General features: G+C 68.6%; 21 protein-coding genes. 12 read left to right on the top strand and 9 right to left on the bottom strand.

Features of this window, described 5'->3' with window-relative positions:
* Positions 1 to 1,209: an MFS transporter gene (locus ACFWVE_RS22945; protein ID WP_384016903.1), complete on the top strand. Its 1,209-nt coding sequence runs from the start codon at positions 1 to 3 to the stop codon at positions 1,207 to 1,209.
* An 89-nt stretch (positions 1,210 to 1,298) separates the two neighbouring features.
* Here the strand turns inward: ACFWVE_RS22945 and ACFWVE_RS22940 are convergent, their stop codons facing one another.
* Positions 1,299 to 1,688: a hypothetical protein gene (locus ACFWVE_RS22940; RefSeq protein ID WP_384016900.1), complete on the bottom strand. Its 390-nt coding sequence runs from the start codon at positions 1,686 to 1,688 to the stop codon at positions 1,299 to 1,301.
* 289 nt (positions 1,689 to 1,977) lie between these two features.
* On the opposite strand from ACFWVE_RS22940, the gene ACFWVE_RS22935 reads away from it, so the two are divergent.
* Positions 1,978 to 2,874 (top strand): recombinase family protein, encoded by an 897-nt coding sequence (locus ACFWVE_RS22935; RefSeq protein ID WP_384016897.1) that lies wholly within the window; start codon positions 1,978 to 1,980, stop codon positions 2,872 to 2,874.
* A 433-nt stretch (positions 2,875 to 3,307) separates the two neighbouring features.
* Here ACFWVE_RS22935 and ACFWVE_RS22930 read toward each other — a convergent pair whose 3' ends face one another.
* The 3 genes from ACFWVE_RS22930 to ACFWVE_RS22920 form a co-directional block, all read right to left on the bottom strand.
* Positions 3,308 to 3,934 (bottom strand): TetR/AcrR family transcriptional regulator, encoded by a 627-nt coding sequence (locus ACFWVE_RS22930; protein WP_384016894.1) that lies wholly within the window; start codon positions 3,932 to 3,934, stop codon positions 3,308 to 3,310.
* A gap of 142 nt (positions 3,935 to 4,076) precedes the next feature.
* Positions 4,077 to 5,468, bottom strand: a complete 1,392-nt coding sequence (locus tag ACFWVE_RS22925) for an amidase (protein WP_384016891.1) — start codon at positions 5,466 to 5,468, stop codon at positions 4,077 to 4,079.
* Positions 5,455 to 5,661: a hypothetical protein gene (locus tag ACFWVE_RS22920; protein ID WP_249626581.1), complete on the bottom strand. Its 207-nt coding sequence runs from the start codon at positions 5,659 to 5,661 to the stop codon at positions 5,455 to 5,457. Before ACFWVE_RS22920 ends, ACFWVE_RS22925 begins: the two co-directional genes overlap by 14 nt.
* 148 nt (positions 5,662 to 5,809) lie before the next feature.
* On the opposite strand from ACFWVE_RS22920, the gene ACFWVE_RS22915 reads away from it, so the two are divergent.
* The 3 genes from ACFWVE_RS22915 to ACFWVE_RS22905 all read left to right on the top strand — a co-directional run bounded on the left by ACFWVE_RS22915 (position 5,810) and on the right by ACFWVE_RS22905 (position 10,420).
* Positions 5,810 to 7,144, top strand: a complete 1,335-nt coding sequence (locus tag ACFWVE_RS22915; RefSeq protein WP_384016888.1) for an MFS transporter — start codon at positions 5,810 to 5,812, stop codon at positions 7,142 to 7,144.
* 11 nt (positions 7,145 to 7,155) lie between these two features.
* Positions 7,156 to 8,091, top strand: a complete 936-nt coding sequence (locus tag ACFWVE_RS22910) for an MBL fold metallo-hydrolase (RefSeq protein ID WP_384016885.1) — start codon at positions 7,156 to 7,158, stop codon at positions 8,089 to 8,091.
* Between the two features lie 904 nt (positions 8,092 to 8,995).
* A complete protein-coding gene (locus tag ACFWVE_RS22905; RefSeq protein WP_384016882.1) occupies positions 8,996 to 10,420 on the top strand; it encodes a hypothetical protein in 1,425 nt (474 codons plus the stop codon).
* A gap of 791 nt (positions 10,421 to 11,211) precedes the next feature.
* Here the strand turns inward: ACFWVE_RS22905 and ACFWVE_RS22900 are convergent.
* Positions 11,212 to 12,720, bottom strand: coding sequence for an ATP-binding protein (locus tag ACFWVE_RS22900; protein ID WP_384016879.1), 1,509 nt, complete (start codon positions 12,718 to 12,720; stop codon positions 11,212 to 11,214).
* Positions 12,721 to 13,573: 853 nt separating this feature from the next.
* On the opposite strand from ACFWVE_RS22900, the gene ACFWVE_RS22895 reads away from it, so the two are divergent.
* The 5 genes from ACFWVE_RS22895 to ACFWVE_RS22875 are packed head-to-tail and all read left to right on the top strand — an operon-like array spanning position 13,574 to position 19,127.
* Positions 13,574 to 14,893 carry a helix-turn-helix domain-containing protein gene (locus tag ACFWVE_RS22895; RefSeq protein WP_384016876.1) on the top strand — a complete coding sequence of 440 codons (1,320 nt, stop codon included), beginning with the start codon at positions 13,574 to 13,576 and terminating at the stop codon, positions 14,891 to 14,893.
* On the top strand, positions 14,890 to 15,627 hold the full coding sequence (locus tag ACFWVE_RS22890; protein WP_384016873.1) for a toll/interleukin-1 receptor domain-containing protein: 738 nt from the start codon (positions 14,890 to 14,892) through the stop codon (positions 15,625 to 15,627). Before ACFWVE_RS22895 ends, ACFWVE_RS22890 begins: the two co-directional genes overlap by 4 nt.
* Positions 15,624 to 17,612: a hypothetical protein gene (locus tag ACFWVE_RS22885; RefSeq protein ID WP_384016871.1), complete on the top strand. Its 1,989-nt coding sequence runs from the start codon at positions 15,624 to 15,626 to the stop codon at positions 17,610 to 17,612. Before ACFWVE_RS22890 ends, ACFWVE_RS22885 begins: the two co-directional genes overlap by 4 nt.
* Positions 17,609 to 18,676, top strand: a complete 1,068-nt coding sequence (locus ACFWVE_RS22880) for a hypothetical protein (RefSeq protein WP_384016868.1) — start codon at positions 17,609 to 17,611, stop codon at positions 18,674 to 18,676. The genes ACFWVE_RS22885 and ACFWVE_RS22880 overlap by 4 nt, the downstream gene beginning before the upstream one ends.
* 10 nt (positions 18,677 to 18,686) lie before the next feature.
* The gene (locus ACFWVE_RS22875) at positions 18,687 to 19,127 is read left to right on the top strand and encodes a hypothetical protein (protein WP_384016865.1); all 441 of its coding nucleotides are present in this window, start codon (positions 18,687 to 18,689) and stop codon (positions 19,125 to 19,127) included.
* 490 nt (positions 19,128 to 19,617) lie between these two features.
* Here ACFWVE_RS22875 and ACFWVE_RS22870 read toward each other — a convergent pair whose 3' ends face one another.
* The 4 genes from ACFWVE_RS22870 to ACFWVE_RS22855 all read right to left on the bottom strand — a co-directional run bounded on the left by ACFWVE_RS22870 (position 19,618) and on the right by ACFWVE_RS22855 (position 23,940).
* Positions 19,618 to 20,010: a type II toxin-antitoxin system death-on-curing family toxin gene (locus ACFWVE_RS22870; protein ID WP_384016862.1), complete on the bottom strand. Its 393-nt coding sequence runs from the start codon at positions 20,008 to 20,010 to the stop codon at positions 19,618 to 19,620.
* The gene (locus tag ACFWVE_RS22865; protein WP_142231618.1) at positions 20,007 to 20,201 is read right to left on the bottom strand and encodes a ribbon-helix-helix protein, CopG family; all 195 of its coding nucleotides are present in this window, start codon (positions 20,199 to 20,201) and stop codon (positions 20,007 to 20,009) included. Before ACFWVE_RS22865 ends, ACFWVE_RS22870 begins: the two co-directional genes overlap by 4 nt.
* Positions 20,202 to 20,498: 297 nt before the next feature.
* Positions 20,499 to 21,827 carry a class I SAM-dependent RNA methyltransferase gene (locus ACFWVE_RS22860; protein WP_384016858.1) on the bottom strand — a complete coding sequence of 443 codons (1,329 nt, stop codon included), beginning with the start codon at positions 21,825 to 21,827 and terminating at the stop codon, positions 20,499 to 20,501.
* 67 nt (positions 21,828 to 21,894) lie between these two features.
* Entirely contained in the window at positions 21,895 to 23,940 is a 2,046-nt protein-coding gene (locus ACFWVE_RS22855) for an APC family permease (protein ID WP_384016855.1), read from the bottom strand.
* A gap of 559 nt (positions 23,941 to 24,499) precedes the next feature.
* On the opposite strand from ACFWVE_RS22855, the gene ACFWVE_RS22850 reads away from it, so the two are divergent.
* Together ACFWVE_RS22850 and ACFWVE_RS22845 are read left to right on the top strand one after the other, a co-directional pair.
* Entirely contained in the window at positions 24,500 to 25,171 is a 672-nt protein-coding gene (locus tag ACFWVE_RS22850) for a potassium channel family protein (RefSeq protein ID WP_384016852.1), read from the top strand.
* A complete protein-coding gene (locus tag ACFWVE_RS22845; protein ID WP_384016849.1) occupies positions 25,171 to 25,848 on the top strand; it encodes a potassium channel family protein in 678 nt (225 codons plus the stop codon). The genes ACFWVE_RS22850 and ACFWVE_RS22845 overlap by 1 nt, the downstream gene beginning before the upstream one ends.
* Positions 25,849 to 25,877: the final 29 nt, after the last annotated feature.

The following is a 25,877-nucleotide window of genomic DNA, read 5'->3' as shown; positions in this document are numbered from 1 at the left end:
GTGGCGTACCGCGGCCTGTTCACCAAGCACGTCTCGATCTGGGCCGCGGTCGTCACGGCCAGCCGCCTGCCGGTGGCGATGGCGCCACTCGCCTTCCTCTTCTACGGGCGCGGTACGGACGCCGGTTACAGCGGCGGCGCCGCCATGGCCGCCGCGTACGCCATCGCGGAAGCGATAGGGGCCCCGCTTCTCAGCATGCGCCTGCGCACGCGCCCCTACCGCTGGGAAATCACCGCTGGACTCGGACTGTCCGCCGTCGCCTTCGCCCTGCTCGCTTTCCTGCCCACCCCCGGCACCGTGCTCGCCGTGATCCTCGCCGCGATCGCCGGCGCCGCCGCAGCCGCCGCACCCGGCGCACTGCGCACCATGGCCGAGGACCTCGCACCCAAAAAGCGCCTCCACGCCGCCCTCAGCCTGGAATCCACGCTCAACATGGCTGCCTGGGCCGCCTCACCGGCCCTGGTGTCCTTACTCGCGCTCCAGTCCGCCCCGCAGACGCCGTTCCTCCTCGCCGCGCTCACCACGTGCGCCGCCACCGCCGCGCTGTGGCTGCTGCCCGACAAGACCGGCGCCACGGACGACGGACAGCGCGCCCCGCTCAAACAAGCCCTGACGGCCTGGCCCGTCTACCTGACCAGCATCGCCGCCATGTACCTATTGGCCAGCATCGAACTGACCCTGCCCGCCCTGCTCCAGCACCGGGAGCTGCCCGTCACCTACAGCGGCCCGATCCTCACCGGCTTCGCCCTCGCGAGCATCCTCGGCGGCCTCGTGTACGGCGCGCGAACCTGGCCCGGCAGCGTGCAACGTCAGAGCACCCTTCTGCTCGTCATCATGATCGCGGGCGTCGCCGCCACCGCACTCGCCTCCACCTGGACCGTGATCGCCGCTCTCCTCGCTCTCACCGGTCTCCTGCAGGCAGCCGTACTGATCACCCGTAACCTCACCCTCCGCGAACAACTGCCCGCCGACCTTCACCCCGTCGGCTACTCCGTCCTGTACGCCGGCAGCGGCATCGGCTACGGCCTCAGCGCTGCCGCCACTGGCCTCCTCCTCACCGTCACCACTCCCGACACCGTTATCCTCATCGCCACCGGCACCACGTTCCTGCTGACCGCAGCGACGTGGCTCAGGCGGAGGACCCCAAAGGGCAAGCAGCGGTCTGCGGATATCCAGCGGCAGGACGCCCCTCTCCTTGAGGAAGGGTGAGAGTACGTCCCCAGTCGCGTACAGGCCGAGCGCTGAAGTACCTACGGCCTAACGTGCGCGCCGCTTCCCCGGCTGCTCGTGCCGCTAGTTCAAGAGATCCCCTGGGGAACTTGCGGCCAGGGTTGGGTGGGGAGCGAGCGCACTTTGGGGTTCGGGGCGGCGAGTCGCTGACGGAACTGCCGGTTCTCCAACTGTGCCTGGTGCAGGGCGCCGACCAGGGCTTCGACGTCGGATCGCAGTGCCGTGAGCTCTTTGGCGTCTGCGGCCCGCAGTTCCTTGAGCTTGGTCACTTGGCGGCGCAGTCGTTTCTCGCTGTCCGGCATGGCGCCGCAGGCGCGGACCTTGTCGTGGAAGTCGTTCTTCAGGTCCAGGTGGCGCTGAGTGAGTGCGTTGCGGGGCACCTGGGCTTCCTGGGTGAGAGCCACGATGGTCAAGGCGCCGCCGGAATGTTCAGGGGTGCCGGCCAGGATCCTGTCCATGGCGGCGCGGATGCGGTCGCGTCGCGTTCATCGGGGCGAGGCTCAGGGATCCCGGTGATGCTCCAGGATTAACGCCAAGGAATGATCTCGTTCCCCTGCCGGTGGTGGAGGGTTGTCGGCTTCGCCGGACGCGCGTCCGGCGGGCTGTCACGGGCAGGGGCAGCCGCCCGGGACCCGGAACGGTGTTTCATAGGTGACCGCCCGTGAAACATCCCGCCGCCCGGAGGTCCACCTGCGGTGATCATGTTTCATGAGTTGTTGCAAACGGCTCGACGGAATGAACCGTCACATGAAACAGTCGGCACTCGTGAGCGACGACTTCAAGCGCGTGGAATCGCACTCCTGCCCGATGTCCACCTGTGCCGTGCCGGCGGGCTCGCCGTGCCGGACCGGGAAGGGCAAGGTGGCCATCCAGTACCACACGGCCCGCTTCCGGCTCGCGCCCCAACTCGTCAAGGTGCTTAGCGTCCCGACCCCCGCCGTACGGAAACCCGGCTCGGTGTGGACCAAGCTGCCCCGGCCCGCGGACGCCGACGCCGAGCCGGTCGGACACGTCCGTCTCGGGTACGCCCGCGCCTCCACCGCCCGGCAGTCCTTGGACGCACAGCTGGACTCCCTCGCCGAAGCCGGGGTCGCCCGCATCTTCTCGGAGAAGATCTCCACCCGCGCCACCCGGCGCCCCGAGTTGGAGGCCATCGTCAAGCTCGCCGGGGAGATCCGTTCCTCCGGCGTGCGCGTCACCCTGGTCGTCCACGAACACAAGCGGCTCGGCCGTGGCATCGAACTCGCCATGCTCGCCGAGGAGCTGAAAGCCAGCGACGTCGGCCTGGAGTTCCTCACCGGGGAACTGAAGGGCTCGCACGACCCCTCCGGCATCGTCTTCACCGTGCTGGCCGCCATGTCCGGCATGGAACGCGAGTACATCCGCGACCGCACGCTCGAAGGCCACGAGTCCGCCCGTAAGCGCGGCAAGACCATCGGCGGCGCGGGCGTCACCGACGACTCCATGGTGTCCATGGCCCTCCACCTGCGCGGCCAGGAGATGAGCCTGCGCGACATCGCCAAGAAGCTCGTCATCACCTCGGGCGCGAAGAAGGGACAACACCCCTCACCCGCCACCGTCATGCGCATGCTGCGCGAGCACGACGAGCAGAAGGCCACGGCCCCTCTGGAGCCCACGGCCTGACTTGCGGATCAGTCCTTAGCGTTGTTTTTTCGGCGAGAACTACTGGGCCCCCCGTCAGAACGAGCGTCATTTGAGCGTCACGAGCGTCATTTCAGCGTCAAGATATCGCCCGTAACGCCCATACCGCACATAATGCGCACGCACGAAACCGCAGGTCAGGCGCCCTTCGCGGCCGGTTCAAGGATCGCCACGCACTCCACGTGATGCGTCATCGGAAAGCTGTCCCGGCAGGACGGTTCTCGCATAGCACCAGGTCAGGGGCCGTTTTGCGCTCCGCCGAAGGGCCCTTCGTGCGCATGGAGCGTCAAACGGGCGTCACGCCCAAGGGCCACGTCCTGGTCGGTCATTGCTGGGGAATTCATGACCCCTGCCAGTACAGCCAGCCGCTTGGCCTCCACGGCCCAGTGGCCAGAACGCCCGATGAGCGAAGTGGTCAGTTGCCGGGTTTCTTCGAGCGCCGCGGCGCGGCGGCCTGGGTGGGGCGAGCGCCGACCTCGATCTGCTGGGCGTACACGGCGTTCGTCACGAGCTCGCGCGCGTATGCGGCGTCCAGTCGGCCAGGGCGGAAGAGGATGCGGTACATGATCGGCGCCACGACACGGTCGATCAGCAGTTCCGTCTCGGGTACCGGCTCCCCCCGCTGCACCGCACGGGCCAACACGGCGTCGATCTGCTCTGCGGCATATGCCGAACACTGACCGGCATTGGTTCCGTCGGGGTCGCCGAGCAGGACGTCCCGGATGTAGGCGCGCCCCGGCGGCGAGGCCATCTCGTCGAGGAACTGTTCCGCCCACGCGTCGAGATCGGCCCGCAGGCTTCCGAGATCGGCCGGATCCGTTTCCGGGCGCAGGCGTTCGACGGCCACGTCGGACAGGAGTTCCTGCAAGTCGCCCCAACGACGGTAGATCGTGGAGGGGGTCACGCCCGCCCGAGTGGCCACCATCGGGACCGTGAGCGCGTCGCGGCCCACCTCCCCCACGAGTTCACGTACCGCCACGTGAACGGACTCCTGTACGCGCGCGCTGCGCCCACCAGGGCGAGCCATGGGCTTGGGACTCATACGGTCCACCTTAATGCGATTTTGTTGCTTCTAGGCGGTGGCCGGCGTCGGCGACCCGCGGGGCTGCGTATCCGGGCGCCCGAGCACGGCGGACGCCCCTGCAGCGACGCGACCGCATGCCGGCTGGAACGTCCGCCTTCCCTCAGACAGCGAGGGGAGCAAGCCGCCCCGCGCCGGCCACCGACTCCTCGTAGGCCCGGCCCACACGGAGCACTGTCGCGTCGCGGAAGGGGCGCGCCATCAGCTGCATACCGATCGGCAGTCCGGCGCGGTCGTCACCGACCGGCAGGGTGAGGGCCGGGACGCCGGTGATGTTGGCCGGGGCACAGAGGCGGACGTAGCTGTCCGACACGGCCTCGGTCGTGCCATCGGCCCACTCGACGGTTTCCTGACCCGCCTCGGCGGCGGTCATCGGCACCGTCGGCGCGGCGAGGACGTCGATTCCGTCGAACATGCGAGCCCAGGCGTCTCGCATCATGGTGCGGGCCCGCTGGGCGCGGAGGTAGTCGCCCGCAGAGGTGAGTTCACCGGCCTCCAGCAGGATGCGAACGTCCGCCGCGTACAGGTCGGGGGTGGCCCGCAGCGACCGCTCGTGGTAAGCGGTGGCCTCGGGAACCATCAGCCCCCACTGAACGGCCTGGATGTAACGCGCCATCGGGATCTCGACGTCGACGAGCTCCGCCCCCAGCTCCGCCAGTCGCTCGATCGCGCCGCGTACGGACTCCTCGACTTCGGGCGTGACCCGGTCGAAGTAGTGATTCCGCGGTACGCCGACCTTCAGTCCTCGCAGGTCGCCTCCCGGGAAGCGGTCCAGCATGGGGCCGGACACGCTCGCCGGGTCGCACGGGTCGTGGCCGGCGGTCGCCGACAGCACCAGCGCGACGTCCTGGACGGTGCGGGTGAGAGGGCCCACATGGTCCAGGGACCAGGACAGCGAGGTCACGCCTGTGCGTGGGACCAGGCCATAGGTCGGCTTGAGGCCCACCACGCCGTTCAGGGCCGCGGGGACCCGGATGGAACCGCCCGTGTCCGTGCCCATGGCGAACGTCGCCCCGCCTGCGGCGACAGCTACCGCCGAGCCGCCGCTCGAGCCGCCCGCAACCCGGCTGTGGTCCCAGGCGTTGTTCGTCTGCGGAGTGGTCAGGCCGTAGGCGAATTCGTGCGTGTGCGTCTTGCCCAGGAGGACGGCCCCGGCGGCGCCGAGCCGTTCGGCCACCCGGCTGTCGCGTTCCGCCACGTGCCCTGCCCGGACGTGCGAGCTCGCCGTGGTGGGTATCCCCTCTGCGTCGATCAGATCCTTGAGCGCCATGGGGATCCCGTGCAGTGGCCCGCGCGGTCCGCTTCCGGAGATCTCCCGTTCGGCGCGGACCGCTGCGGCCAGGGCCGCGTCGGCGGCGACGGTGACGTAGGCGCCCAGCCGTCCTTCGACGGCGGCAATACGGGCGAGCACCGATTCGGTGAGTTCGACGGGGGACAGCTCCCGTGCGCGCACCGCACGGGAGGCTTCGGTCAGCGACAGCTCAAACGGTTGCATCGGCGTTCCCCTGTCCGGCTCGGTAGGAGGACGCGGGAGGGGTCTCGCCGAAATCGAGCTCGCGCAACGTGCTGATCACGGAGTGGATGTAGTTGGCCGTCATAGCCACTCCTTCGTGTCGGCCGTCCCCGAGGGGGAGCCCCGCCCGCAGCGCCCCTCGGGCTGCCTCTTGGGGGGTGAGTTCACTGGTCATGGCTTCCTTCCGGATCTGTGCGGCGCGACGGGCCGGGGCTGGTACAGGACCTCCGACCACCGCAAAAGCGAATCGTTTGCTTTAGTCGATCGTAGGACCTACGGTGGCTTAAAGCAAACCAATCGCTTTTAGCACGGGAAGGACCCTCATGCAGAGCGTCCCCGCGGGCCTCGCGCCTCCCCGCACCTCCCCATCCGGACGCCTGCCGTTCGCATTGCACGCCTCGATCCTGATCGCGCTGCTCGCCGCATCCAGCGCGCCGACCCCGCTGTACCCCCACTACCAGGCTCAGTGGCAGTTGTCGGCCCTCGACATCACCGTGGTCTTCAGCGCCTACGCCCTGGCGCTCCTGATCGCACTGCTGACGACCGGAACCCTTTCCGACCATGTCGGACGCCGCCCCGTGCTCCTGGGCGCGCTCGCGGTCCAGGTCGCCTCCATGGCACTGTTCGCGACGGCCGGCGGCCTGACCACCCTGATCGGCGCCCGCGTGCTGCAGGGCATCGCGACCGGCGCGGCGACCAGCGCAGCAGGTGCGGCTCTCCTCGACCTGGAAGACCCCGCCCGGCCGGGTCGCCCCGCTCTGGCCAACAGCATCGCGCCGGTGACGGGCATGGCGGCCGGCGTCCTGGCAGCCACCCTCATGGTGCGCTTCGCCCCCGTTCCGACGATCACGGTGTACGCGGCCCTGATCGCCGTGTTCACCGCGCAGGCCATCGCCCTTGTCTCGACGCCCGAGACCGTCCGCCGCCGTCCCGGAGCACTGCGCTCGACGCGGCCCCACCTGGCGCTGCCGTCGGCGGCCGCCCACACTCTCCTGCTCAACGGCACCGGCGTCGTCGCCGTCTGGGCACTCGGCGGCTTCTACTCGTCCCTGGGACCGGGCTTCACACGGCTCATCTCCCCCGGCGGACCCGAATACGCCGGCGGCATGGTCTTCTTCACGCTGACGGCCGTCGCCGCCCCGACGGTGTACTTCACGCGCAGGATGCGTGCCGACGTCTCCGCTCTTCTCGGGAGCTGCGCGGTGATTCCGGCGGCCGTCCTGACCCTGGGTGCCCTGCATCTTGCCGGCCCCGTACTTCTCTTCGCCGGGGCGGCGCTGGCCGGGTTCGGCTTCGGAGCCGTCTCCCAGGGTGCGCTGCGCGCGGTCGTCGACTCGGCCCCGGCCCGGGAGAAGGGCGGCACGCTCGCCTCCTATTACGTACTCAGCTACCTGGCGATGAGTCTGCCCGCCATCGGCGCCGGCGCCCTCACCGCCGGCTTCGGGCTGCGTGCGGCAGCACTGGCCTATGCCGGCTGCGTGGCCGTACTGGCGACCGTCGCAGTCGCGACGCTGACCGCGCCGCTGCGCAGTCGGCGCCGGACACCGTCCCCGGACGCCCACTCCTGCCCGGCGACGAGCAACTACACATCCGCCTCACCCGACACACCCGACACACCCGCTCCAGACATCTCCGTCCTCGCGACCCATAACAGGTAAGGAAAGTCGCCGTGTTCACCTCATCGCAAACGACCAAGTCCATCACTCCCCCCGCCTCTTCCTGGACGGTGGGCAACCACACCGTACGACGCATCGACGAAGTGGTCCTGCCCGCCCGGACCGGTCCGTGGCTGCTGCCCGGGGCAACCACCGACCTCGTGAGCCGGACTCCCTGGCTGAGCCCCGAATTCGCCGACGAACAAGGCGTCCTGCGCCTGGCGAGTCACAGCTTCGCCGTCGAGGTGGACGGCATGCGGGTGCTGGTGGACACCGGCATCGGAAACGGGAAGCGGCGCGCCAACCCCGCCTGGCACAACCTGAACAGCGACTACGAAGCACGGCTACGGGCGGCGGGCTTCGCGCCGGAGAGCGTTGACGTCGTGGTCCTGACCCACCTCCACGCCGACCATGTGGGGTGGAACACGCGTGCCGAGGGCGACGCCTGGGTGCCCACCTTCCCGAACGCGCGCTATCTCACCTCACGCACCGAGTGGGACTACTGGGCGGGTGTCGACATGGAGGAGGCGCGTCGGCAGATGTTCCGGGACTCGGTCCATCCCGTCCGGGAAGCAGGTCTGTTCGACCTCATCGATGTCGCGGACGAGGGCACGGACGTCGCGCCGGGCATCCGTCTGCTGCCCACCCCCGGCCACACACCGGGGCAGGTAGCGGTGGAACTGAGCAGCCGTGGTGAGACCGCATTGGTCACCGGCGACAGCATCCACCACCCGGTCCAGATGGCGCATCCGCAGCTCTGCAGCTGTGTGGACGTCGCTCCCGAACTCGCGGCCAGAACCCGGAACCAGGTGCTCGGCTCACTGGCCGGTACGTCAACTCTCCTGCTTGGGAGCCACTTCCCGCCGCCGACCGCCGGACACGTGCTACGCGAGGACGGCGGGTACCGACTGGTCCCGGCTCCCTCAGGGGTCACGCCCATCGGCGGCTGAAGCGGATCGGAGCACCCGGGACGTGCCGCGCACCGAATCGCACCGAGTCCGTGCGGGTGACGTCCTGGGTGTCCGCGACCGGACGGCCCGGGAGCGGCTATGAGACTCCTCCGGCAAGCGCTCCGTCGTCACCGATGGGGCCGGACGACGTCATGACCGATCACCGGCTTGCGCCCTTTGCGTAAGCCGGCTGTCGGCTGTCCCTCGTGGGCGACAGTCACGCCGACGCGTCGCGAACGAGGGCAACCTGCCGGCCCCACTCGCCCATCGCCGGCCGAGCAACGCGGCCCTGCTTCAGTCTCACGAATCGAGCGTCATTCGAGCGTCAACAATGATGAATGCACGTCGCCGACATCATTCGCACGAACCCCGCCACACCCTGTAACCGCAGGTCAGGCGAGTTTGAACAAGCAGTGAGTGCGCCCGACCCGCTGTACGGAGGAAAACAGGTCGAGCGACCCACCTGGGCCGCGCAACCGCAGGTCAGACGTCCTTTGCGGCCTTTTCAAGAATCGCCACGCACTCCACGTGCGAGGTCATCGGGAAGATGTCGGCCTGAGTGAGTCCCGGAAAAGGCCAGGTCAGGCCCCATTTCTGGGCTCGTGGCCCCGCGTGCCGCCGCCCAGAGCGTCGAACGAGCGTCATGACCAGCCATGCCAAGGTGCGCTCGACCGCGTTGCTTGCCTTGGCGAGCGCCCGATCGACGATGCTCTGGGTCCGGATGAGATTCCCGCCGAAGTGGCCAGCGAGCCATCGGGCTCTGGGCGGCTCGTTGAGGATGGTGCCGGGGGCGCGGAGGAAGGACGGAGCACAGTGAGAACGCAGCGTCCCCTTCAACTCCGTTACTCAGCAGTGCCGGGTGTTCCGTACGCCTGAGTATCGACCGCATCGGTAGGGTCCGCTCGTGACCTACATAGTGACCCTCACCCCGGAACAGATGGCCAGCAACGAAGACGACTGGCTAGTCTCGGAACACTTCACCAAAGGGCTGCCCACTGGGCTCGACACGTCGGACACCGGTACGCGGTTGGTGTTCTTGGTCCGCGACAATCCGGCACGTTCCGCGAACTCCGGCCGCGACGCGCTCGCCGAACACGGCCGCTTCATCACCTGGATGGGGTCGGTCCAGCGCATCAACACCGTGGGTCCGGTCGACAGAAGCATCACCATCGAGCCCATGCGCAGATGTCCAAAACCGGTTCCTCTGGACGGGCCCGACGGAATCCTCGCGTCCTTGCCCTCGACACACCGAGGTCACGTGGAGCGAGCTCTCTCCGGAAGCGCGGGCCACTGTGGCACGGAGACCTGGCGGGCTCTGCAGGAAGCACTCGTAAGTCGCCACCCCGAGTTGTCCCGGTACATCAACTGGTTGCTCGCCCAGCTCAACCCGCTCCACTTCAACGTCGAGGACGCAGCGGACCGTGCGTGGCAGGAGGAGAGAGACGCGGCTCAGACCCTTACTCGCGTGACCGATTTCCCGCACTCCGCGTTGTCGGCCTGGGGGCGCCCCTCGTCCCGGGAAGAGCCATACCTGGCGGGACTCATTCCGGACCCGGTGGAGAACAGCCTGATCGACCACGACGCACGGGTCGGCCTGGGCGGCGAAGTGCCTCTCTTCGATGACTGGCGGCAACGCAATGACGTTCGATGCGACATCCACGTGCTGGAGGACTCCGCAGGACGCCGTCTCGAGGTCGTCAACGTCAATGCCACTCCGGTAGAGAGCCGACTGGGCACAGACATGATCTACTACCACCACCCCACGCACAGTTTCGTCCTCGTCCAGTACAAGCGCTTGGAGCCCCGGCGTAAGGAATACCGGGTGAACAAGCAACTCCTGGACCAGATGACCCGCTTGGAACAGGTTTCACAGCTCAGTTCAAAACCCGCCCGCTCCCATGAGTGGCGCCTCTCCACGGACGCTTGCTTCTTGAAGTTCGCGTACTGGCGGAACGGGGCAGCTTCCGGCACCGAGCTGGCCCACGGCATGTACATCCCCCTCTCCTACGCCCGAGTCCTCCTGGAAGACGACTGCACGCTTGGCCCCAAGGATGGACGCATCTTCAGCTACGAACGGGCTGTCGGCTACCTCGTCGGATCAGAGTTCGCGGAGCTGGTGAAGCTCGGCCGAGTCGGAACTGTGGGGACCAGCGTCGAGCAGTTGAGGGACTTCGGGCTGCAACGTGCCCGCGAGGGGTACAACGTGATGCTGGGATTCGAAACAAGCGACGAGACACCCCGCGACCGGGCCGTACGCGCCCGCAGCCGCAGCGCGAAGAAGAGGCCGAAGGTGAACTCATACTCCCCGCCCGCCTCACAGCAGGAGTGAGGCGTTCGCGTTCTCCGAAACGGGGTTTCGCACTGCCGCACACCGGTTACCGTCGATTGTGGGCGAAATCACCCTTGGCCTCGAAGTTTCGTGACGGTCCGCCGACGGAGTCGGTGGACCGCTTTCGTGCCGTGGGCTGGGGGCTGGCAGGCCGTGATCAGCTCCGCAGTCCGAGACCGTATGGCTTCGCGCAGCTTGGGCTCCGTGAAGTAGCGACGTACCTGCTTGAGATTCGAGATCAGTAGCCGGTCGGAGACGGCACCGAAGAATCGAGTGCGAGTGAGAGCGTTCAGGGCGCGGCGAACCCGGTCCGCAGACAGAGGGCGGCCGGCAGGACGGCCGGGGGCGGCACTGGCAGGGGGACCGACGTCCGTACCGTCCGACCTTGTGGTGTCCGGGCCGGGGATGCCGGGGTCCAGCCGAGCGGCCTCCCGCCACCAGGTCTCCAGCAACTCGGCCCCGGTAGTACGGCTCACCGCGCGTGCCGGTCTGCCTGTAGAGGTCCCCATGTCCGGCGCAGGCAATGTCGTCCTCCGACAGCCGCCCGAGGGTGGGATCTCGGCGTAGGGCAAGTCCGACTCCGCCGCGTAACGCCGGCGCGATTTCCGCCCACATGGTCTCAGCGGTATCAAGTTGACGTCCCACCCCGTGCACCACGACAACACGGCTCATGGCCCCCTCATGCGCGTTCCCGTGCTACCCGTCACGGGTTTGGTCGGAGGCAGTGTCAGGGTCCGATCTCTTCCCCTCTACGCCGTTCATTGACTTGACGGGCAAAATTCCTGTTGAGGTCAACCGACCCCGTAGAGACCCGGAAGGTCGACCAGGAGGAGATCATCACGTCTGGCCGCCAATTCGATCAGGTCCGGATAGAAGCCGTGCAGAGAGAACAGGGCCAGCGTGGTGCCTGTGGTGTCGTAGCCCTGGCCGGCGAGCAAGTCCCGGATGCGCTCGAGGCGTTGGAGGTCACCGGTACCGCGGCGAGCGGCAGTGGCCTTGGCCTCACCGATCAGGGCGACCCGAGCGCGCGGCGCCTGCGGACGCTCCCCCAGGGCTAGGGCGATGACGTCCAGCTCGTGCTTGGTACGGGCCGCCGGGTCGGCGACCTCGGTGGTGCCGACCGGGCCCGGCAGGCCCCCGGGGAGGAGCGGGGAGGCGTAGCGGCGGGTGAAGGTGCGGGCGAGATCCTCGAAATGCGGGCCGAGGATCTTGGAGTTGAACGTCGGTGCGGCGGCCTGCCATGCCTGCTCCGCGAAGCCCTGCTCCACCGTGGCTACTTGCGGCAGGGCGATCAGCTGGTTGAAGCGGATCACGGGGTCGGCCAGGGTGATCACCGGGTGACGGGGGCGGAGGATGTCCTGCTCCCGCTGGATGTAGCCGGTGGACTCCAGTACGTCGAGCGGATGGGTGACAGCGTTGCGCTGCCGCTCCAGGGCCGCACCGATCTTGGTAGGGGTGGTGGCGCCCTGCGCGATCGCGGTGAGGATGTCGTAGTAAAGGGTGTGATGGGTGATACGCGGATCCTCCCGCAGCAGGTACTCCGTCTCGGTACGCGAGTAGACGGCACGGCCGGGATCCAGGAGCGTGCGGGTCAGCCAGGCGGCGAAGCCGTCGTTCGGGTGCGGGCGGGCGGCCACCGGCCGGTAGCCGGGGGCTCCACCGAGGACGGCGTGGACCTGCAGGGCGGTCAGAGGGTCCTCGATCTGCCAGAAGTCGCGTGCGGCTCGGTAGTCGAACGCTCCCAGCCGCAGGTCAATCACAGCGCGGCCCCGCAACGGCTTGGTACCCGAGAGCAGTTCATGCATGACGCTCATGGCGGAGCCGCACAGGATCAACCGGGGGCCGGGGCGGGTGCCGGTGCCGGTGCCGCGCTGACGCTCGTCGTAGAGCTGCTGGAGCAGTCCGGGAATCTCCGGCGAATGCTGGAGCAAATACGGCAGTTCGTCGATCACCAGGAGTGGCGTACCCGAACGGACGGTTACATCAAGGGCGTTATTCAGGACCTCACGCCAGTCGGACAGCCGAAGCGTGCCGGGCTGCAGCCCGGCATGGGCCGCGACAGCGTCACCGAACCGCCGGATCGCCGGCAGCCGGCCCTCCTCCCGCACCGCGGTGACATAGAGGCCACCGACCCGCTCGCACATCGCCTGCAGGAGATACGACTTCCCGTGCCGCCTGCGCCCCGACACGATGCCCAGGCGCATCGCCGGATCCGGATCGGTGACGAACTCGGCCAGCAGGCCCCACTCCCGGTCCCGGTCGACCACATCTTCAGGCTTGGGCGGCAGGTTCTTGTTCATCAGGGAAACCCCACATCGGGACAGGTCAACTACGTCGCAGCATGCACAAGTCTACTTGTACCAGTTCCAGGCAGCCGGACTTCTCAAGAGGAACGTCCGATCAACCGACCGAACGCCACAGCCGGAGTCTGTCACTGTCCGTGGCCAATGGGCAGGCATCCGCAGGCGCGACTCACCCCCCTCGGCATAACCGGTCCTGCCTCGGCCGGCCACCGCCACTCACCCCATGATCCGCCGAGGGTCCGAGCGTCAAGATTTCCGAGAAGACGGTGCGATCGGGTGCCGCAACGGCCCCGACCAAAGGAACACGCAGGTCAGGGCCGTATACGCGGATCGACCTGTGGTGAGGACGGAAACACGTCGGATCTATCCAAGTCACCGCGATACCGCAGGTCAGGCAGCCTTCTTCACCGGCTCCAGAATCGCCACGCACTCCACGTGGTGCGTCATCGGAAAGCTGTCGGCCTGGACACAAACGTCAAAACAGCAGGTCAGAGCGAATTCCCCCAGCTCAGTCGAGGACCGTCGGGCATACGGAGCGTCAAATGAGCGTCACGACTCTACGTCGGTTCTGCACCGAAACTCTGGCACGTCATGCCTCCCCGTAGTACGCAGCACCTCCACCGGCACGGAGTATCACGCCGATGAAGTCGCTTCGGTGCGCCCAGTGCGTACGAGAGACCCAACGTCAAATAGGCAGTGTGATCGAAGGTTGCTGACGAGGCTTGCCGCGCCCCGGCGTCGGAGAAGGAAACGGGAAACAGCTTCGATCGCCTTGTCCGTCCGGGAGTTGGTGCCGCACTCTTTCGTGCAGCACCGCCTCGACCCGGATGACCGGGTTTGGGAGGTTCCCATGCCACATTCGTCCACCCCGTTCGGCGAGGAACTGAGGAAGCGGCGTCTGGAGGCCGGACTGAGCCTTACGGACCTGTCCGGTCTCGTGCACTACAGCAAGGCGCAGCTCAGCAAGGTCGAGCGGGGCATCAAGGCTCCCAGCCGTGATCTCGCGCGGCTGTGCGACGCCGCATTCGGTGCCGACGGGGCACTGATCGCCCTGGGCACCCCTACCGCTGTCGACTCACCTGCCGTGTCGGCGCCAGGCCGGGTCGAGGAGGAGAACTGGATGATGCAGTTGTCACCGGACGGCCCTAACTCGTTCGGGCCCGTGGGCCGGCGTGAGGTGATGAACGCCGGTGTCGCCTCGTTGATGACCTGGAGGTCGGACGGATCGGGTCCGGTTTCCCCGGTCGCCGGCGCCGGCATGTTGGAAGCCTCACGCTCCCTGTTCACGCACTACCGCAGACTCGGTCAGACCGTGGAACCCGGCCTGCTCCTGCCCGTTCTGATCGCGCAGACACACACGCTGCGGGAGCTGTCGGCGCAGAGCGACAGCGGCACCAGGCGCCGCCTGCTGGCGCTCGGTTCCCGGTACGCCGAGTACGTGGGCTGGCTGGTGCAGGAGACCGGGAACGAGCGTGCGGCGCTGTGGTGGACACAGCGTGCGGTCGATCTGGCCGCCGCCGGCGGCGATCAGGCGCTGGCCGGTTATGCGCTGGTCCGCAGGGCGTTGGTCACGCTGTACCGGGAGGACGCCGAGCAGACGATCGCGCTGGCCCGCCGGGCGCAGAGCGGCGTGCTGCCGCCACGGATCCGCGGTCTCGCCGCGCAGCGCGAAGCGCAGGGTCATGCCCTCGCCGGTGATGTCGGCGCCTGTCTACGTGCCCTGGACCGGGCTCATACCCTGCTCGCCCGCCGGAACGACATTGCCGAAGGCGCTGACGGCCCGGTGATCGGCTCCATGCATCTTCCCGATTCGGTCGGCATGATCACCGGCTGGTGCCTCGTCGATCTCGGGCGACCGCGCGAGGCGGGCGAGGAACTGGATCGGCAGCTCACTCTGGTCGGCCCCGACGCGGTGCGTACGCAGGTCCGGTACGGCGTACGCCGCGCGCTCGCTTATGCCTCCGCCGGCGAGATCGACCACGCCTGCGCGCTGACGGAGCCACTGCTCGACGGCGTGACGGCGGTGCGCTCAGCGACCGTCACGACCGATCTCCGACGGCTCGTCCGGGTGTTGGGCCGCTACCCGGACCATCCACCGGTACGTCGGCTGGCACCGCGGCTCGGCACCTTGTCACGCCCGACCACCCCTCTTGAGGAGTCACCGTCATGAGCGAGATTTTCATCAACTACCGCACCGGAGACGGAGAGAAGACCGCGGCCCTACTGCGTCAAGGACTGTCGCACCGCTTCGGTCCGGGACACGCGTTCCACGCGTCACAATCCATCGTCCCCGGTGAAAGCTGGCCCGAACGGCTACTGGCCGCGGTACGGCGCAGCTCCGTACTCCTGGCCGTCATCGGACCGGACTGGACGAACTTCCGTACCCGGCTGGAGGACCCCGGGGACTGGGTGCGCAAGGAGATCGAGGAGGCTTTCATCTGTGAGGTCCCGGTGGTCCCCGTTCTGGACGGACGCAAAACCAGTCGGCTGAGCAAGGCTGATCTGCCGCCCGCGCTGCAGCGGCTAGCCGATCTCCAGTCCATCGCGTTCGACTCCGGTGACACCGAGGTGTGTGTCGCGCGCATCGGTGACCTGATGGCCGATCTGGTTCCCGGCCTTGAAGACCGGTCCGGGACCGAGACGGGGACACCCGCGCCGGGCAGCGTGACCAATTCCATCGGGACCGTGAACGGTACAGCCGTACAGAGCCGTGACTTCACCGGTGACGTCGGCACGGTCGTCAAGGGCGCCCACGGTCCTGTTCACACCGGGAACGGCAGCATCTACTCGCATTCACGTCATGTCTCGGGCGGTGACGGGATGACGTACTCCGAGGGTGACCACCACGGCGCCGTCCAGCATCGGTTCGGTGAACGGGACGGTCACGAGGACAAGGACCGGTGAGCCAGCACACCAGTACCTGGGTCCGGGACTCGGGCGTCACGGTCACTGGCCCTGGCGATGTCTACATCGGAACGCAACTGCAGGACTCGGACAAGCCGGCGTTCCGCCGCATCGCCGAGGACCAACTCCGCCGACTGCGCTACGTACTGGTCGCTCCGGCGCGTATGGGTGAGGCTCGTGCCGTACTCGCCGACACCGGCACCGTCATCCTGGACGGTGTCCCGGGCATCGGCCGGTCGGCTGCGGCCCGCGTACTGCTGCACGAACATCACCGGGACAGTGGTGTCTTCCACGAACTCCTGCCCGGTGAGGAGGGCGAGCTGTCCCTCCAGGACCCCGCTCTGGTCGGCACCGGTGATCAGTTGTTGCTGGACCTGTCCGCCGCGGACGACCGCCGCTGGGCCGCGGCCCAGGCCGACCTCACGGCGCTGCGCAAGGCCGTGCACGAGCAGCGGGCACACCTGGTCGTGGTCATGCCGCTCCGCGGCATTCTCGACCCGGACCTGCAGTACTGCCGTGTGGTGCTCGAACGGCCACCCGGGATCAGCGTTCTCCGGCGGCATCTGCGCCTGCACGGGGTGCCGCCTGAGCAATATCTCCGGCCGGACGGCACCGTCACCGGGTTCCTGACGACGAACAGGCCGATGCGGGAGATCGCGGAATTCGCCGACCTGGTGCGCCGAGCACGTGAGGCCGGTCAGCCCGGGGACGGATTCGGTCAGTGGTGCGAGGCGGCCTGGCGGGCGCGAAACGACGGCCGACGGGAAGCCGCCGCGCTCGTCACCAAGCTGCGGGAGGCGCCGCAACGAGCCCTGCTGATCGCGGTGTCCATGCTGCACGGAGCGCATGCCGATGTCGTCTACCGCGCGGCCGAGCAACTGTTGAGCGCCCTCGGACCTCCGTCGGAGGGCGACTCGCCGCTGCAGCACCGGGACCTCGCCGAGCGGCTCCTCGAGATCTCGGCCACTGCCACCCCCAACGGACAGGTCCGGTTCGAGAAGCTGGACTTCGACTCCGCCGTTCGTGCCCATTTCTGGGACCACATGCCTGATCTCCGCCCTCACCTCGGCACCTGGGCCGCGAGCGTGGTGGAGCTGAAGGACCCGCACGTCGTCCCCGTCGTACGCGACGGCCTGGTGGAACGAGTGGCCGGTGAATATCTGCGGACCGGACGTGCGGACGGACTGGGCGCCCTCATCGAAGGCTGGAGCACCGGTGGGACGAGCCGCCCTCGCCTGGAAGCGGCCGTTCATGCGCTCACCCGCGGGCTGGCGGACCCGGTGCACGCAAGGGACTTCCGCGAGCAGATCTACCAGTGGTGCGCCAAACGGCATCTCAAGGGGGAGTTCGCGCAGGTGCTGGTCCGCGTCTGCGCCGACGTCCTCGCGACCAGTCATCCCGATCAAGCCCTGGTCAGGCTCTACCACCTGGCCCGGCGTGAGCGCGGCACGACGCGTGCCCGGCAGGCGCTGTGCGATCTGGTGGCGCGCAGCCGCCGACTGCACCGCGTGCTGCTCGACCGTCTCGCCCATTCCGACTGCTCACCCGCCAATCTCGGGATCTTCCTCCAGGTCAGCGATCCCGAACTGTTGACGCAGCGCACCGGCACCTCGCACACGCTCGTCGACGAACAGAGCGCGCAGCGCTGCCTGACAACCTGTTGGCACGCAGTACTGACCGAGCTGCCGCCTCCGCAGTGGCGGGCAGAAGCACGACGCTGGCTCCACTGGGCGGCCGCCGACACCGGGCCGCACGGCGGGCTCCTGCTGGACCTCCTCGTCAGCGCGGCACAGCGGTGCACGGAGAAGCGGGGCGAGGTCTTCGCTCTGCTGTACGCGTGCGCCCGCGACGCCGAGCGCACCAGTCCGGGAGATGCGGCGCGGTCCGCGGAGACCACCGATCTGCTGCTCCACAAGATCAGCGCGGCTCAAGGCGTCGCTCCGGCCACACCGCCGACGCCCTCACCCAGGGGGACTCGATCATGACCACCGCACGGAAAACCACGACCGTCTTCCTCACCGTTCTGAGCGGTCTTCTGCTGAGCATCATCGGTCTGATGCAGCGGTGGCCCGCATGGGCATGGTCGCTGCTGGCAGTGCTGCTGCTCGTCGTCCCGGCAGCCGTCTTCCGGATCGCCGCGATGCGCCGCGGCACGGTACCGGTGGCTTTCGAGGAGCAGCTCACGGCCGCCCCCGTGGAACGCACGGAACACCGCGTCGGCCAGGTCGTACTGCCCAGCAAGTGGGCCGACTACGACTTCGTCTTTTCCGCGACGGTGCGCTGGTACCTCGTCGACGCTCCCGCGAGCGCCCCCGTCCTCAACCCGGCGGGCCTCGCCGTCGACGCGGTCCTGAAGCGGGCTCGCACCATCACCGAGCAACGAGAACCGGTCCGGGCCTCACTCGTCGAGCAGGAACTGTCCGGCGCCCTCAGCCGGATGCTGCCTGAGCCCACCGGGCATCTCCAGGCGATGGCGGAGAACATCCAGCTCGTCCTGGTGCAGCAGGACCAGGAGCGCCTCGACAAACTCGCCGGCGTGCGCAAGGACGAGGAGGTCTGGGCGCACCAGCGCAAGTACGAGCAGAGCAGGCGCCGGTACTTGGGCGAGGACGTCCTCAAGGACACCGGCAGCGCCGTGGTCTGGTGGCTCGCCAGGAATGACGAGCATGTGGGACGTACGGTGAACGACCTGGCCCTGCTCGCTCAGCTCACCTCGGCGGCCAATGACACCGACGTTCCCGAACGGCTTCAGGATCTGATCTCTCAGCAGGCCGGCGAGCCGACGACGCCGGACTTTCCCGCGGAGGGGCCTCCCTCAGCGCCACAAGGGCGGGAGACGGCCACGATGCATCTCTCCGACTTCCTCGACAGCATCGGTTTCACCGACGGGGATGTACGCCGCCCGATGCTCGCCGCACAGATCGCCGGCCTCGTCAAGGAGCAGAACCGCCACGAGACCGCCGAGGAGATCCAGCACCGCTTCGATCCGCCGGCGTCCCTCGCTCCGGACGACGACGAGGCACCCGCCTCCGGCTTCCCCCTCGCCTAGGAGAAGACACATGGACAGCGAACTGGCCGTACTCGCGGCGTCGGGCGCCACCACACTGGTCTCCCTCATGGTCACCGACTCCTGGACACACGCCCGGGAACTCGTCGGGCGGTACCTGACCCGCGCAGGCGCGGCCCCCGACACGTTCGACGACCTGCAGGACGTGAGGACCCGGCTCCTCACCGCCGACGCCACGGAACGAGAACGGACCGCCCGCGAGATCAGCCGACGATACGGTGACCGTCTGCGCCGACTCGCGGAAGCCGGCGACGACAGCGACGAAGCCCTGCGCGCTCTGCTGACCTCGTTACTGCAACTCTCGGCGTCCGCGACAGACAGCTGGCGCACGGTGGACAACCACATCAGCGGGGGAGTCCAGCACGGTCCTGTCATCCAGTCGGGCACCGTTGCCGGGCTGACCTTCCACGTGGATCACATCGATCGCCAGTAGTGCCAGTGCGGGGAGGGCACCGCGCACTCCTGTGCTCTGTCAACTCGTTCCTGCCCCGGCGCGGACGATACGGGTGTCGTGGGCAAGGCGAGTCGGCCGCCTCGGGGCAGCCGCGCCGCATAGCTACGCGCGCCCGATGGTCGCGACACCCCGGAATCCATCCAGCGAGGTCGTCGACATCGCGTCGGGCGACGGGGCGAGGACCGGCAAGAGGTGGGCGTCGACTCAGGTGTCCCCCGTCGCCGCGTTGACGCAGGGGCCTCGATCGCATCGGCGCAGGGTACGTGACGCCGGGATAAGGCACCCAGTGTCACCCGGTGACCCGAGCCAAGAACTCGAGCGGAAAGCCTGCGGCTGCTGTCCGGTATCCCGCGCCTAAAGGGAGCCACACCTTCCGGTACACAGCGTCCCATTCAGGTTTGACCTGAGCAGGGCCGGACCGCGCGTGAGGGCAGGGCACGCGCGTGCCCTGCCCTCACGTCATCGAACCTCAGGAAATAGGGAACCAGGCCGCCAGGCGCTTGGCGATGACCGGTACATCGATGTTGTCCTGCGCGACGTCCTCGACGAACGGGCCGGCAGTGGAGACGTGCGGCGGTGCTGTACTGGCGCTGACGCCGTTGAGCCGCAGGAAGACGCGCATGGCGAGCCAGGCGGTGCGCTTGTTGCCGTCGATCAGCGCGTGATTGCGGGCGACGGAGTGCAACAGTGCCGCTGCCTTCTCGTGCAGCGTGGGATACAACTCGGCTCCGAACACGTTCGTCCGGGGTCGTTCGATTGCCGACACCAGAAGGCCCATATCACGCACGCTGTGCTCGGTACCGTTAACCGTGCGGGCGATGGCCAGGATCTCGTCGATCTGGATGTAGCGCACTTCGGTCACTTCAAGTAGTCCAGGATCTCCGCATCGCTGTCCATGAGCTCAGCCAAGACGTCCTCGACCTTCAGCTCGGCCCGGTTCTGCGCGTCACGGATGGCCTCAATGGCAAGTTCCTGCTTGCTGCGACCCTCCCGACGAGCCCGCTCGGTGAGCTTCGCGTCAAGGTCGTCGGGGAGTCGAAGTGTCATTGCCATACAGGGATGATACCAGGCTGGTATCAAATGCGCGGTCGGGCCGCGCTATCGGCTCCGCGAAGCGTGGGACTGGGCGACCGCTCGCATCCCTACCGCGGAGGCGCAGTAGAGACTTCCGTTTCGAGCGTCATCCGAGCGTCAAGAGTCTCCACAAGAGCCACTTAAAGACGTCGCCGTTGCAAGCGCCTCGCTGACGAATTCGCAGGTCAGAAAGCCCTCAAAGATCGATCCGTCCGCTTGAACCGTTGCACGGAGGGAAACAGGTCGAGCAAGCCACCCGGACAACAAAACCGCAGGTCAGACACCCTTTGCGATCGGCTCAAGAATAGCCACGCACTCCACGTGATGCGTCATCGGGAACAGGTCGAACGCCCGCAGCGTCCGCACCCGGTATCCCCCGTCGCGGAAGTACGCCAGGTCGCGGGCCAGGGCGGCCGGGTCGCAGGCGACGTAGGCGATCCTCCGCGCGCCCAGGGACGACAGGTGCTCCACCGTCTTGCGACCGGCGCCTGCCCGCGGCGGATCCAGGACGACGATGTCGACCTCGGTGATGCCGGTGCGGGGCAGGAGGGAGTCGACCTTGCCCTGTTCGATGCGGACCCGGGGGAAGTCGGCGAGGTTGTGCCGGGCGTCCTCGACCGCGCGCTTGCCGGACTCGATGCCGAGGACCGCGCCCGCGTCGCCGACCCGGTCGGCGAGGGCGCCCGCGAACAGGCCGGCGCCGCAGTACAGGTCGAGCGCCATGTCGCCCTTGCGGGGCAGCAGACCCTGCATGACCGCGGTGACCAGGGTGTCCGCCGACTTCGGGTGGACCTGCCAGAAGCCGCCGTTCGCGACCCGGTGGGTGCGGCCGTCGGCGCGTTCACGGACGAAGGGACGGCCGTGGACGCGGTGGACCTGGCCGTTGCGCTCGTCGATGCGCAGGACGGAGACCGGACGGTCGAGTTCGACCAGCGGCAGGCGTGCGCCCGGCTTCGGGGTGAGGACGACCTGGCGGTCCTGGGAGCCCGTCGCGGCGATCGCCTCGACGGAGTCCATGCCGGTCCAGTCCCGCTTCTCGATGCCGAGTTCGCTGACGCCCTCCGCGGCGATCATGCAGTGGTCGATCGGCTCGACCTCGTGCGACCGGTGCCGGCGCAGCCCCGCACGGCCGTCGGCGGTCACCGCGTACTGCACGCGCGTGCGCCACTGCGGGACCTGGCCCGCGGGGAGCTTGTCACCCTCGGCGGGCACGACCGTGCCGTCCCAGCCGGCCTCCTCGGGGGTGAGCCCGGCGAGCCGCTGGAGTTGCTCGGCGACGACCTCGCCCTTGAGCCTGCGCTGCGCCCCCGGCTTGGCGTGCTGCCAGTCGCAGCCGCCGCAGCGGCCGGGCCCGGCGTACGGACAGGGGGCGTCGATGCGGTCCTTGGAGGCGTCCAGCACCGTGACCGCGTCCGCGCGCAGGAAGCGGGCACCCTCCTCGCCCTCGGTCACCCGCGCGACGACCCGCTCGCCGGGCAGCGCGTGCCGGACGAACAGCACCTGGCCCTCGGACGTACGGGCGATGCAGTGGCCGCCGTGGGCGACGGGGCCGATCTCGACCTCGTACTCCTCCCCCACCAGCGATTTTCTCGGTTCTGCCTGCATGGCGGGGTGACTCCACAACATCGGGGGCGTAGGTGCGGGCGGTGGCCCGCGACAACAGCCGTCCAGTCTACGCGGGCCGGGAGGAGTCCTTCGACCGCTCCGCCGGCCCGCGCCGCACCGACCCCGGTGCCGTCCAGTCCGCCCGCTTGCGGGCGCGCCGCTTGGCCACCTCGGAGGACTGCAGCTGGTACGGCACCGAGGTCACCATCACGCCCGGCGTGAACAGCAGCCGGCCCTTCAGCCGCAGCGCGCTCTGGTTGTGCAGCAACTGCTCGTACCAGTGGCCGACCACGTACTCGGGGATGATCACGGACACCACGTCCCGCGGCGACTCCTTGCGCAGGTTCTTGACGTACTCGATGACCGGCCGCGTGACCTCGCGGTACGGGGAGTCCAGCACCTTCAGGGGCACCTCGATGCCGCGCCGCTCCCATTCCGCGTGCAGCGCCCGGGTCTCCGCCGCGTCGACGTTGACGCTGAGCGCCTCCAGAGTGTCCGAGCGCATCAGCTTGGCGTAGGCGAGGGCGCGCAGCGTGGGGCGGTGGATCTTGGAGATCAGGACGACCGAGTGGACACGGGAGGGGCGCACCATGTCGGGGCCGGGGCCCTCGGGGGCGGCGATCTCCTCGGAGACGCGGTCGTAGTGCCGGCGGATGGCCGTCATCAGCGCGTAGAAGAAGCACATGCCGAGCAGGGCGACCCAGGCGCCGTGGGTGAACTTGGTGACGAGTACGACGACGAGCACCAGGCCGGTGAAGAAGGCGCCGAAGGTGTTGATGGCCCGGGAGCGGATCATGTGACGGCGTGCGGCCCGCTGTTTCTCGGTGGTCAGCAGGCGGTTCCAGTGCCGGACCATGCCGGTCTGGCTGATGGTGAAGGACACGAAGACGCCGACGATGTAGAGCTGGATCAGGTGCGTGGTGCTGGCGCCGTAGGCCCACACCAGCACGACGGCCGCGCCGGCGAGCAGCACGATCCCGTTGGAGAAGGCGAGCCGGTCGCCGCGGGTGTGCAGCTGGCGCGGGAGGTAGCGGTCCTGGGCCAGTATCGAGCCGAGCAGCGGGAAGCCGTTGTAGGCGGTGTTCGCGGCGAGGAAGAGCACCAGCGCGGTCGCGGCGGCCAGGACGAGGAACAGCGGGCTGCCCTCGCCGAACACGGCCTCGGCGACCTGCGAGATCACCGGGTGCTGTACGTAGTCGGGGCCGACCGGGACACCGTCGTGGAACAGTTCCGTGGCCGGATCCTCGGCCATGCGGACGTCGGTCGTGAGGGCCAGCGCGATGATGCCGCAGAACATGGTGACGGCGAGCAGGCCCATCATGGCCAGCGTCGTCGCCGCGTTCCTGGACTTGGGCCTGCGGAAGGCCGGTACGCCGTTGGAGATCGCCTCGACGCCGGTGAGCGCGGCACAGCCGGAGGAGAAGGCGCGCAGCAGGAGGAAGACCAGGGCGAAGCCGGCCAGGCCCTGGTGCTCGGGGTTGATCTCGTAGTCCGCCGTGGGTGCCCGCATGTCGTCGCCGAGGACCACCGAGCGGAACGTGCCCCACGCGATCATGGTGAAGACGCCGGCGACGAACACGTACGTCGGGATCGCGAAGAGGGTGCCCGACTCGCGTACGCCCCGCAGGTTCATCAGCGTCAGCAGCACGATCACGCCGATCGCGCAGGCCACCTTGTGCTCGACGACGAACGGGACCGCCGAGCCCAGGTTCTCGATGCCGGCGGAGATCGACACGGCCACGGTGAGGACGTAGTCGACGAGCAGGGCGCTCGCGACGGTCAGGCCCGCCCGGCGACCGAGGTTGGTCGTCGCCACCTCGTAGTCGCCGCCTCCGCTGGGGTAGGCGTGGACGTTCTGCCGGTAGGAGGCGACCACGGTGAACATCAGGACGACGACCGCGACCGCGATCCAGGGGCTGAAGTGGTACGCCGACAGCCCTGCGATGGAGAGGACGAGCAGGACCTCGCCGGGCGCGTACGCCACGGACGACAGGGGGTCGGAGGCGAAGACGGGGAGTGCGACGCGCTTGGGCAGAAGCGTCTCGCCCAGCCGGTCGCTGCGCAGCGCGCGCCCGATGAGAATGCGTTTGGGCACGTCGGTCAGTTTGGACACAACAGTGGATCGTAGGCCGTCTCACAGAGGGCGACCCACCCACCACCCACATCCATACGGCTTCCGTACGGGTGCCGTACGTCACCCGTACGGCACCCGGGTGCGCCGCCGGGTTGCGGAGCGTCCGGCCTTCTGCTCTCCGGGTGAAAACGCGGGGTGGCGGCGTTGCGGGTTCCGCGGAGCGTACCGATTCCATGCCTATATGACGGGGCCCCTGTCCGTCGGCCCTGTCCGTCGCCGCTCCGTGGAGGTTGCCATGTACGCGCCCGCAGAACTGATCGGTGCCCTCGCCGCGCTGCTCGGCCTCGGGGCCCTGACCCTGGCGAGCGTGCGCAGCATCACCCGCCGCTGACCTTCTCCCGGTACGGATACGTTGGTCCCGGGTACCCGCGGTCGGGCCCCGGAGGGGATCGGGATCGCGCCGTCCCGGCATGATGTTGCCCCGCGGCCCGTACTCGGGCCGCCGCGGGTTGCCCGGCGAGCCGAAAGAGGGACACGAGCACGATGGTCACGATGGTCATGAAGGTCGACGGGCCTGCAGGAAGCACGGTGTGACGCGATGCATGTTGTGATCATGGGGTGCGGGCGGGTGGGTTCCGCCCTGGCCCAGACTCTGGAGGAGCAGGGGCACACGGTCGCCGTGATCGACCGGGACCCGACCTCCTTCCGCCGGCTGGGCTCCTCGTTCAGCGGCCGCCGGGTCACCGGGATCGGCTTCGACCAGGACACCTTGCGCGAGGCGGGCATCGAGGACGCGGGTGCCTTCGCCGCCGTCTCCAGCGGGGACAACTCCAACATCATCGCCGCGCGGGTGGCCCGCGAGATGTTCGGCATCGAGAACGTCGCCGCCCGTATCTACGATCCCCGCCGCGCGGAGGTCTACCAGCGCCTGGGCATCCCCACGGTGGCGACGGTCCGCTGGACGGCCGACCAGATGCTGCGCAGGCTGCTCCCGTCGGGCGCCGAGCCGCTGTGGCGCGATCCGACCGGCGGTGTGCAGCTCGCCGAGGTGCACACCTCGCAGGCCTGGGTGGGGCACCGGATCAGCAGGCTGCAGGACCGGACCGGCGTCCGCGTGGCCTTTGTCACCCGGCTCGGAGAGGCGATCCTGCCCAGCTCCCAGACGGTGCTGCAGGAGGGGGACCTGGTGCATGTGATGATGCGCACCGACGAGATCGACAAGGTCGAGGCGGTATTCGCCAAGGGTCCCGAAAAGGAAGGCGGTCAGTGATGAGGGTCGCCATTGCCGGAGCCGGCGCGGTGGGCCGCTCGATCGCGGGCGAGCTGCTGGAGAACGGGCACGAGATCCTGCTCATCGACAAGGCGCCGACCGCCATCTCGGTCGAGCGGGTTCCGCAGGCCGAGTGGCTGCTCGCCGACGCCTGCGAGATCACGTCCCTGGACGAGGCGGCGCTCCAGCGCTGCAACGTCGTCATCGCCGCGACCGGGGACGACAAGGTCAACCTGGTCGTCTCCCTGCTGGCCAAGACGGAGTACGGCGTTCCGCGCGTCGTCGCCCGGGTGAACAACCCCAAGAACGAGTGGCTGTTCAACGAGTCCTGGGGCGTGGACGTGGCCGTCTCCACCCCGCGCCTGATGTCGGCCCTGGTCGAGGAGGCGGTCAGCGTCGGTGACCTGGTCCGGCTGCTGCACTTCAGCCACGGGGACGCCAACCTGGTCGAGCTGACCCTGCCGGAGGAGTCGGCGCTGGCCGGCACGCAGGTCGGCGACGTCCAGTGGCCGCAGGACACCTCCCTGGTCACGATCATCCGCGGGACACGCGTCCTCACCCCGACCCGGGAGGACGCGCTCGAGGCGGGCGACGAACTGCTCTTCGTGGCCGCCCAGGCCCGCGAGGAACAGCTGGAGGACCTGCTGTCGGTACGCAGGACCGACACCGCGCGCTAGGCATGCCAGTACGCGACCACGTGAGTGGG

This window comes from Streptomyces sp. NPDC058632, assembly GCF_042717095.1.
Taxonomy (GTDB): domain Bacteria; phylum Actinomycetota; class Actinomycetes; order Streptomycetales; family Streptomycetaceae; genus Streptomyces.
This window is presented reverse-complemented; position numbering and strand designations above follow the sequence as displayed.

What these genes read in the sequence shown, in the direction of transcription:
- ACFWVE_RS22940 (WP_384016900.1), bottom strand. Translation starts at nt 1,688, where the DNA reads ATGGACAGGATCCTGGCCGGCACCCCTGAACATTCCGGCGGCGCCTTG.
- ACFWVE_RS22935 (WP_384016897.1), top strand. Translation starts at nt 1,978, where the DNA reads ATGAAACAGTCGGCACTCGTGAGCGACGACTTCAAGCGCGTGGAATCG.
- ACFWVE_RS22930 (WP_384016894.1), bottom strand. Translation starts at nt 3,934, where the DNA reads ATGAGTCCCAAGCCCATGGCTCGCCCTGGTGGGCGCAGCGCGCGCGTA.
- ACFWVE_RS22925 (WP_384016891.1), bottom strand. Translation starts at nt 5,468, where the DNA reads ATGCAACCGTTTGAGCTGTCGCTGACCGAAGCCTCCCGTGCGGTGCGC.
- ACFWVE_RS22920 (WP_249626581.1), bottom strand. Translation starts at nt 5,661, where the DNA reads ATGACCAGTGAACTCACCCCCCAAGAGGCAGCCCGAGGGGCGCTGCGG.
- ACFWVE_RS22915 (WP_384016888.1), top strand. Translation starts at nt 5,810, where the DNA reads ATGCAGAGCGTCCCCGCGGGCCTCGCGCCTCCCCGCACCTCCCCATCC.
- ACFWVE_RS22900 (WP_384016879.1), bottom strand. Translation starts at nt 12,720, where the DNA reads ATGAACAAGAACCTGCCGCCCAAGCCTGAAGATGTGGTCGACCGGGAC.
- ACFWVE_RS22895 (WP_384016876.1), top strand. Translation starts at nt 13,574, where the DNA reads ATGCCACATTCGTCCACCCCGTTCGGCGAGGAACTGAGGAAGCGGCGT.
- ACFWVE_RS22890 (WP_384016873.1), top strand. Translation starts at nt 14,890, where the DNA reads ATGAGCGAGATTTTCATCAACTACCGCACCGGAGACGGAGAGAAGACC.
- ACFWVE_RS22880 (WP_384016868.1), top strand. Translation starts at nt 17,609, where the DNA reads ATGACCACCGCACGGAAAACCACGACCGTCTTCCTCACCGTTCTGAGC.
- ACFWVE_RS22875 (WP_384016865.1), top strand. Translation starts at nt 18,687, where the DNA reads ATGGACAGCGAACTGGCCGTACTCGCGGCGTCGGGCGCCACCACACTG.
- ACFWVE_RS22865 (WP_142231618.1), bottom strand. Translation starts at nt 20,201, where the DNA reads ATGGCAATGACACTTCGACTCCCCGACGACCTTGACGCGAAGCTCACC.
- ACFWVE_RS22860 (WP_384016858.1), bottom strand. Translation starts at nt 21,827, where the DNA reads ATGCAGGCAGAACCGAGAAAATCGCTGGTGGGGGAGGAGTACGAGGTC.
- ACFWVE_RS22850 (WP_384016852.1), top strand. Translation starts at nt 24,500, where the DNA reads ATGCATGTTGTGATCATGGGGTGCGGGCGGGTGGGTTCCGCCCTGGCC.
- ACFWVE_RS22845 (WP_384016849.1), top strand. Translation starts at nt 25,171, where the DNA reads ATGAGGGTCGCCATTGCCGGAGCCGGCGCGGTGGGCCGCTCGATCGCG.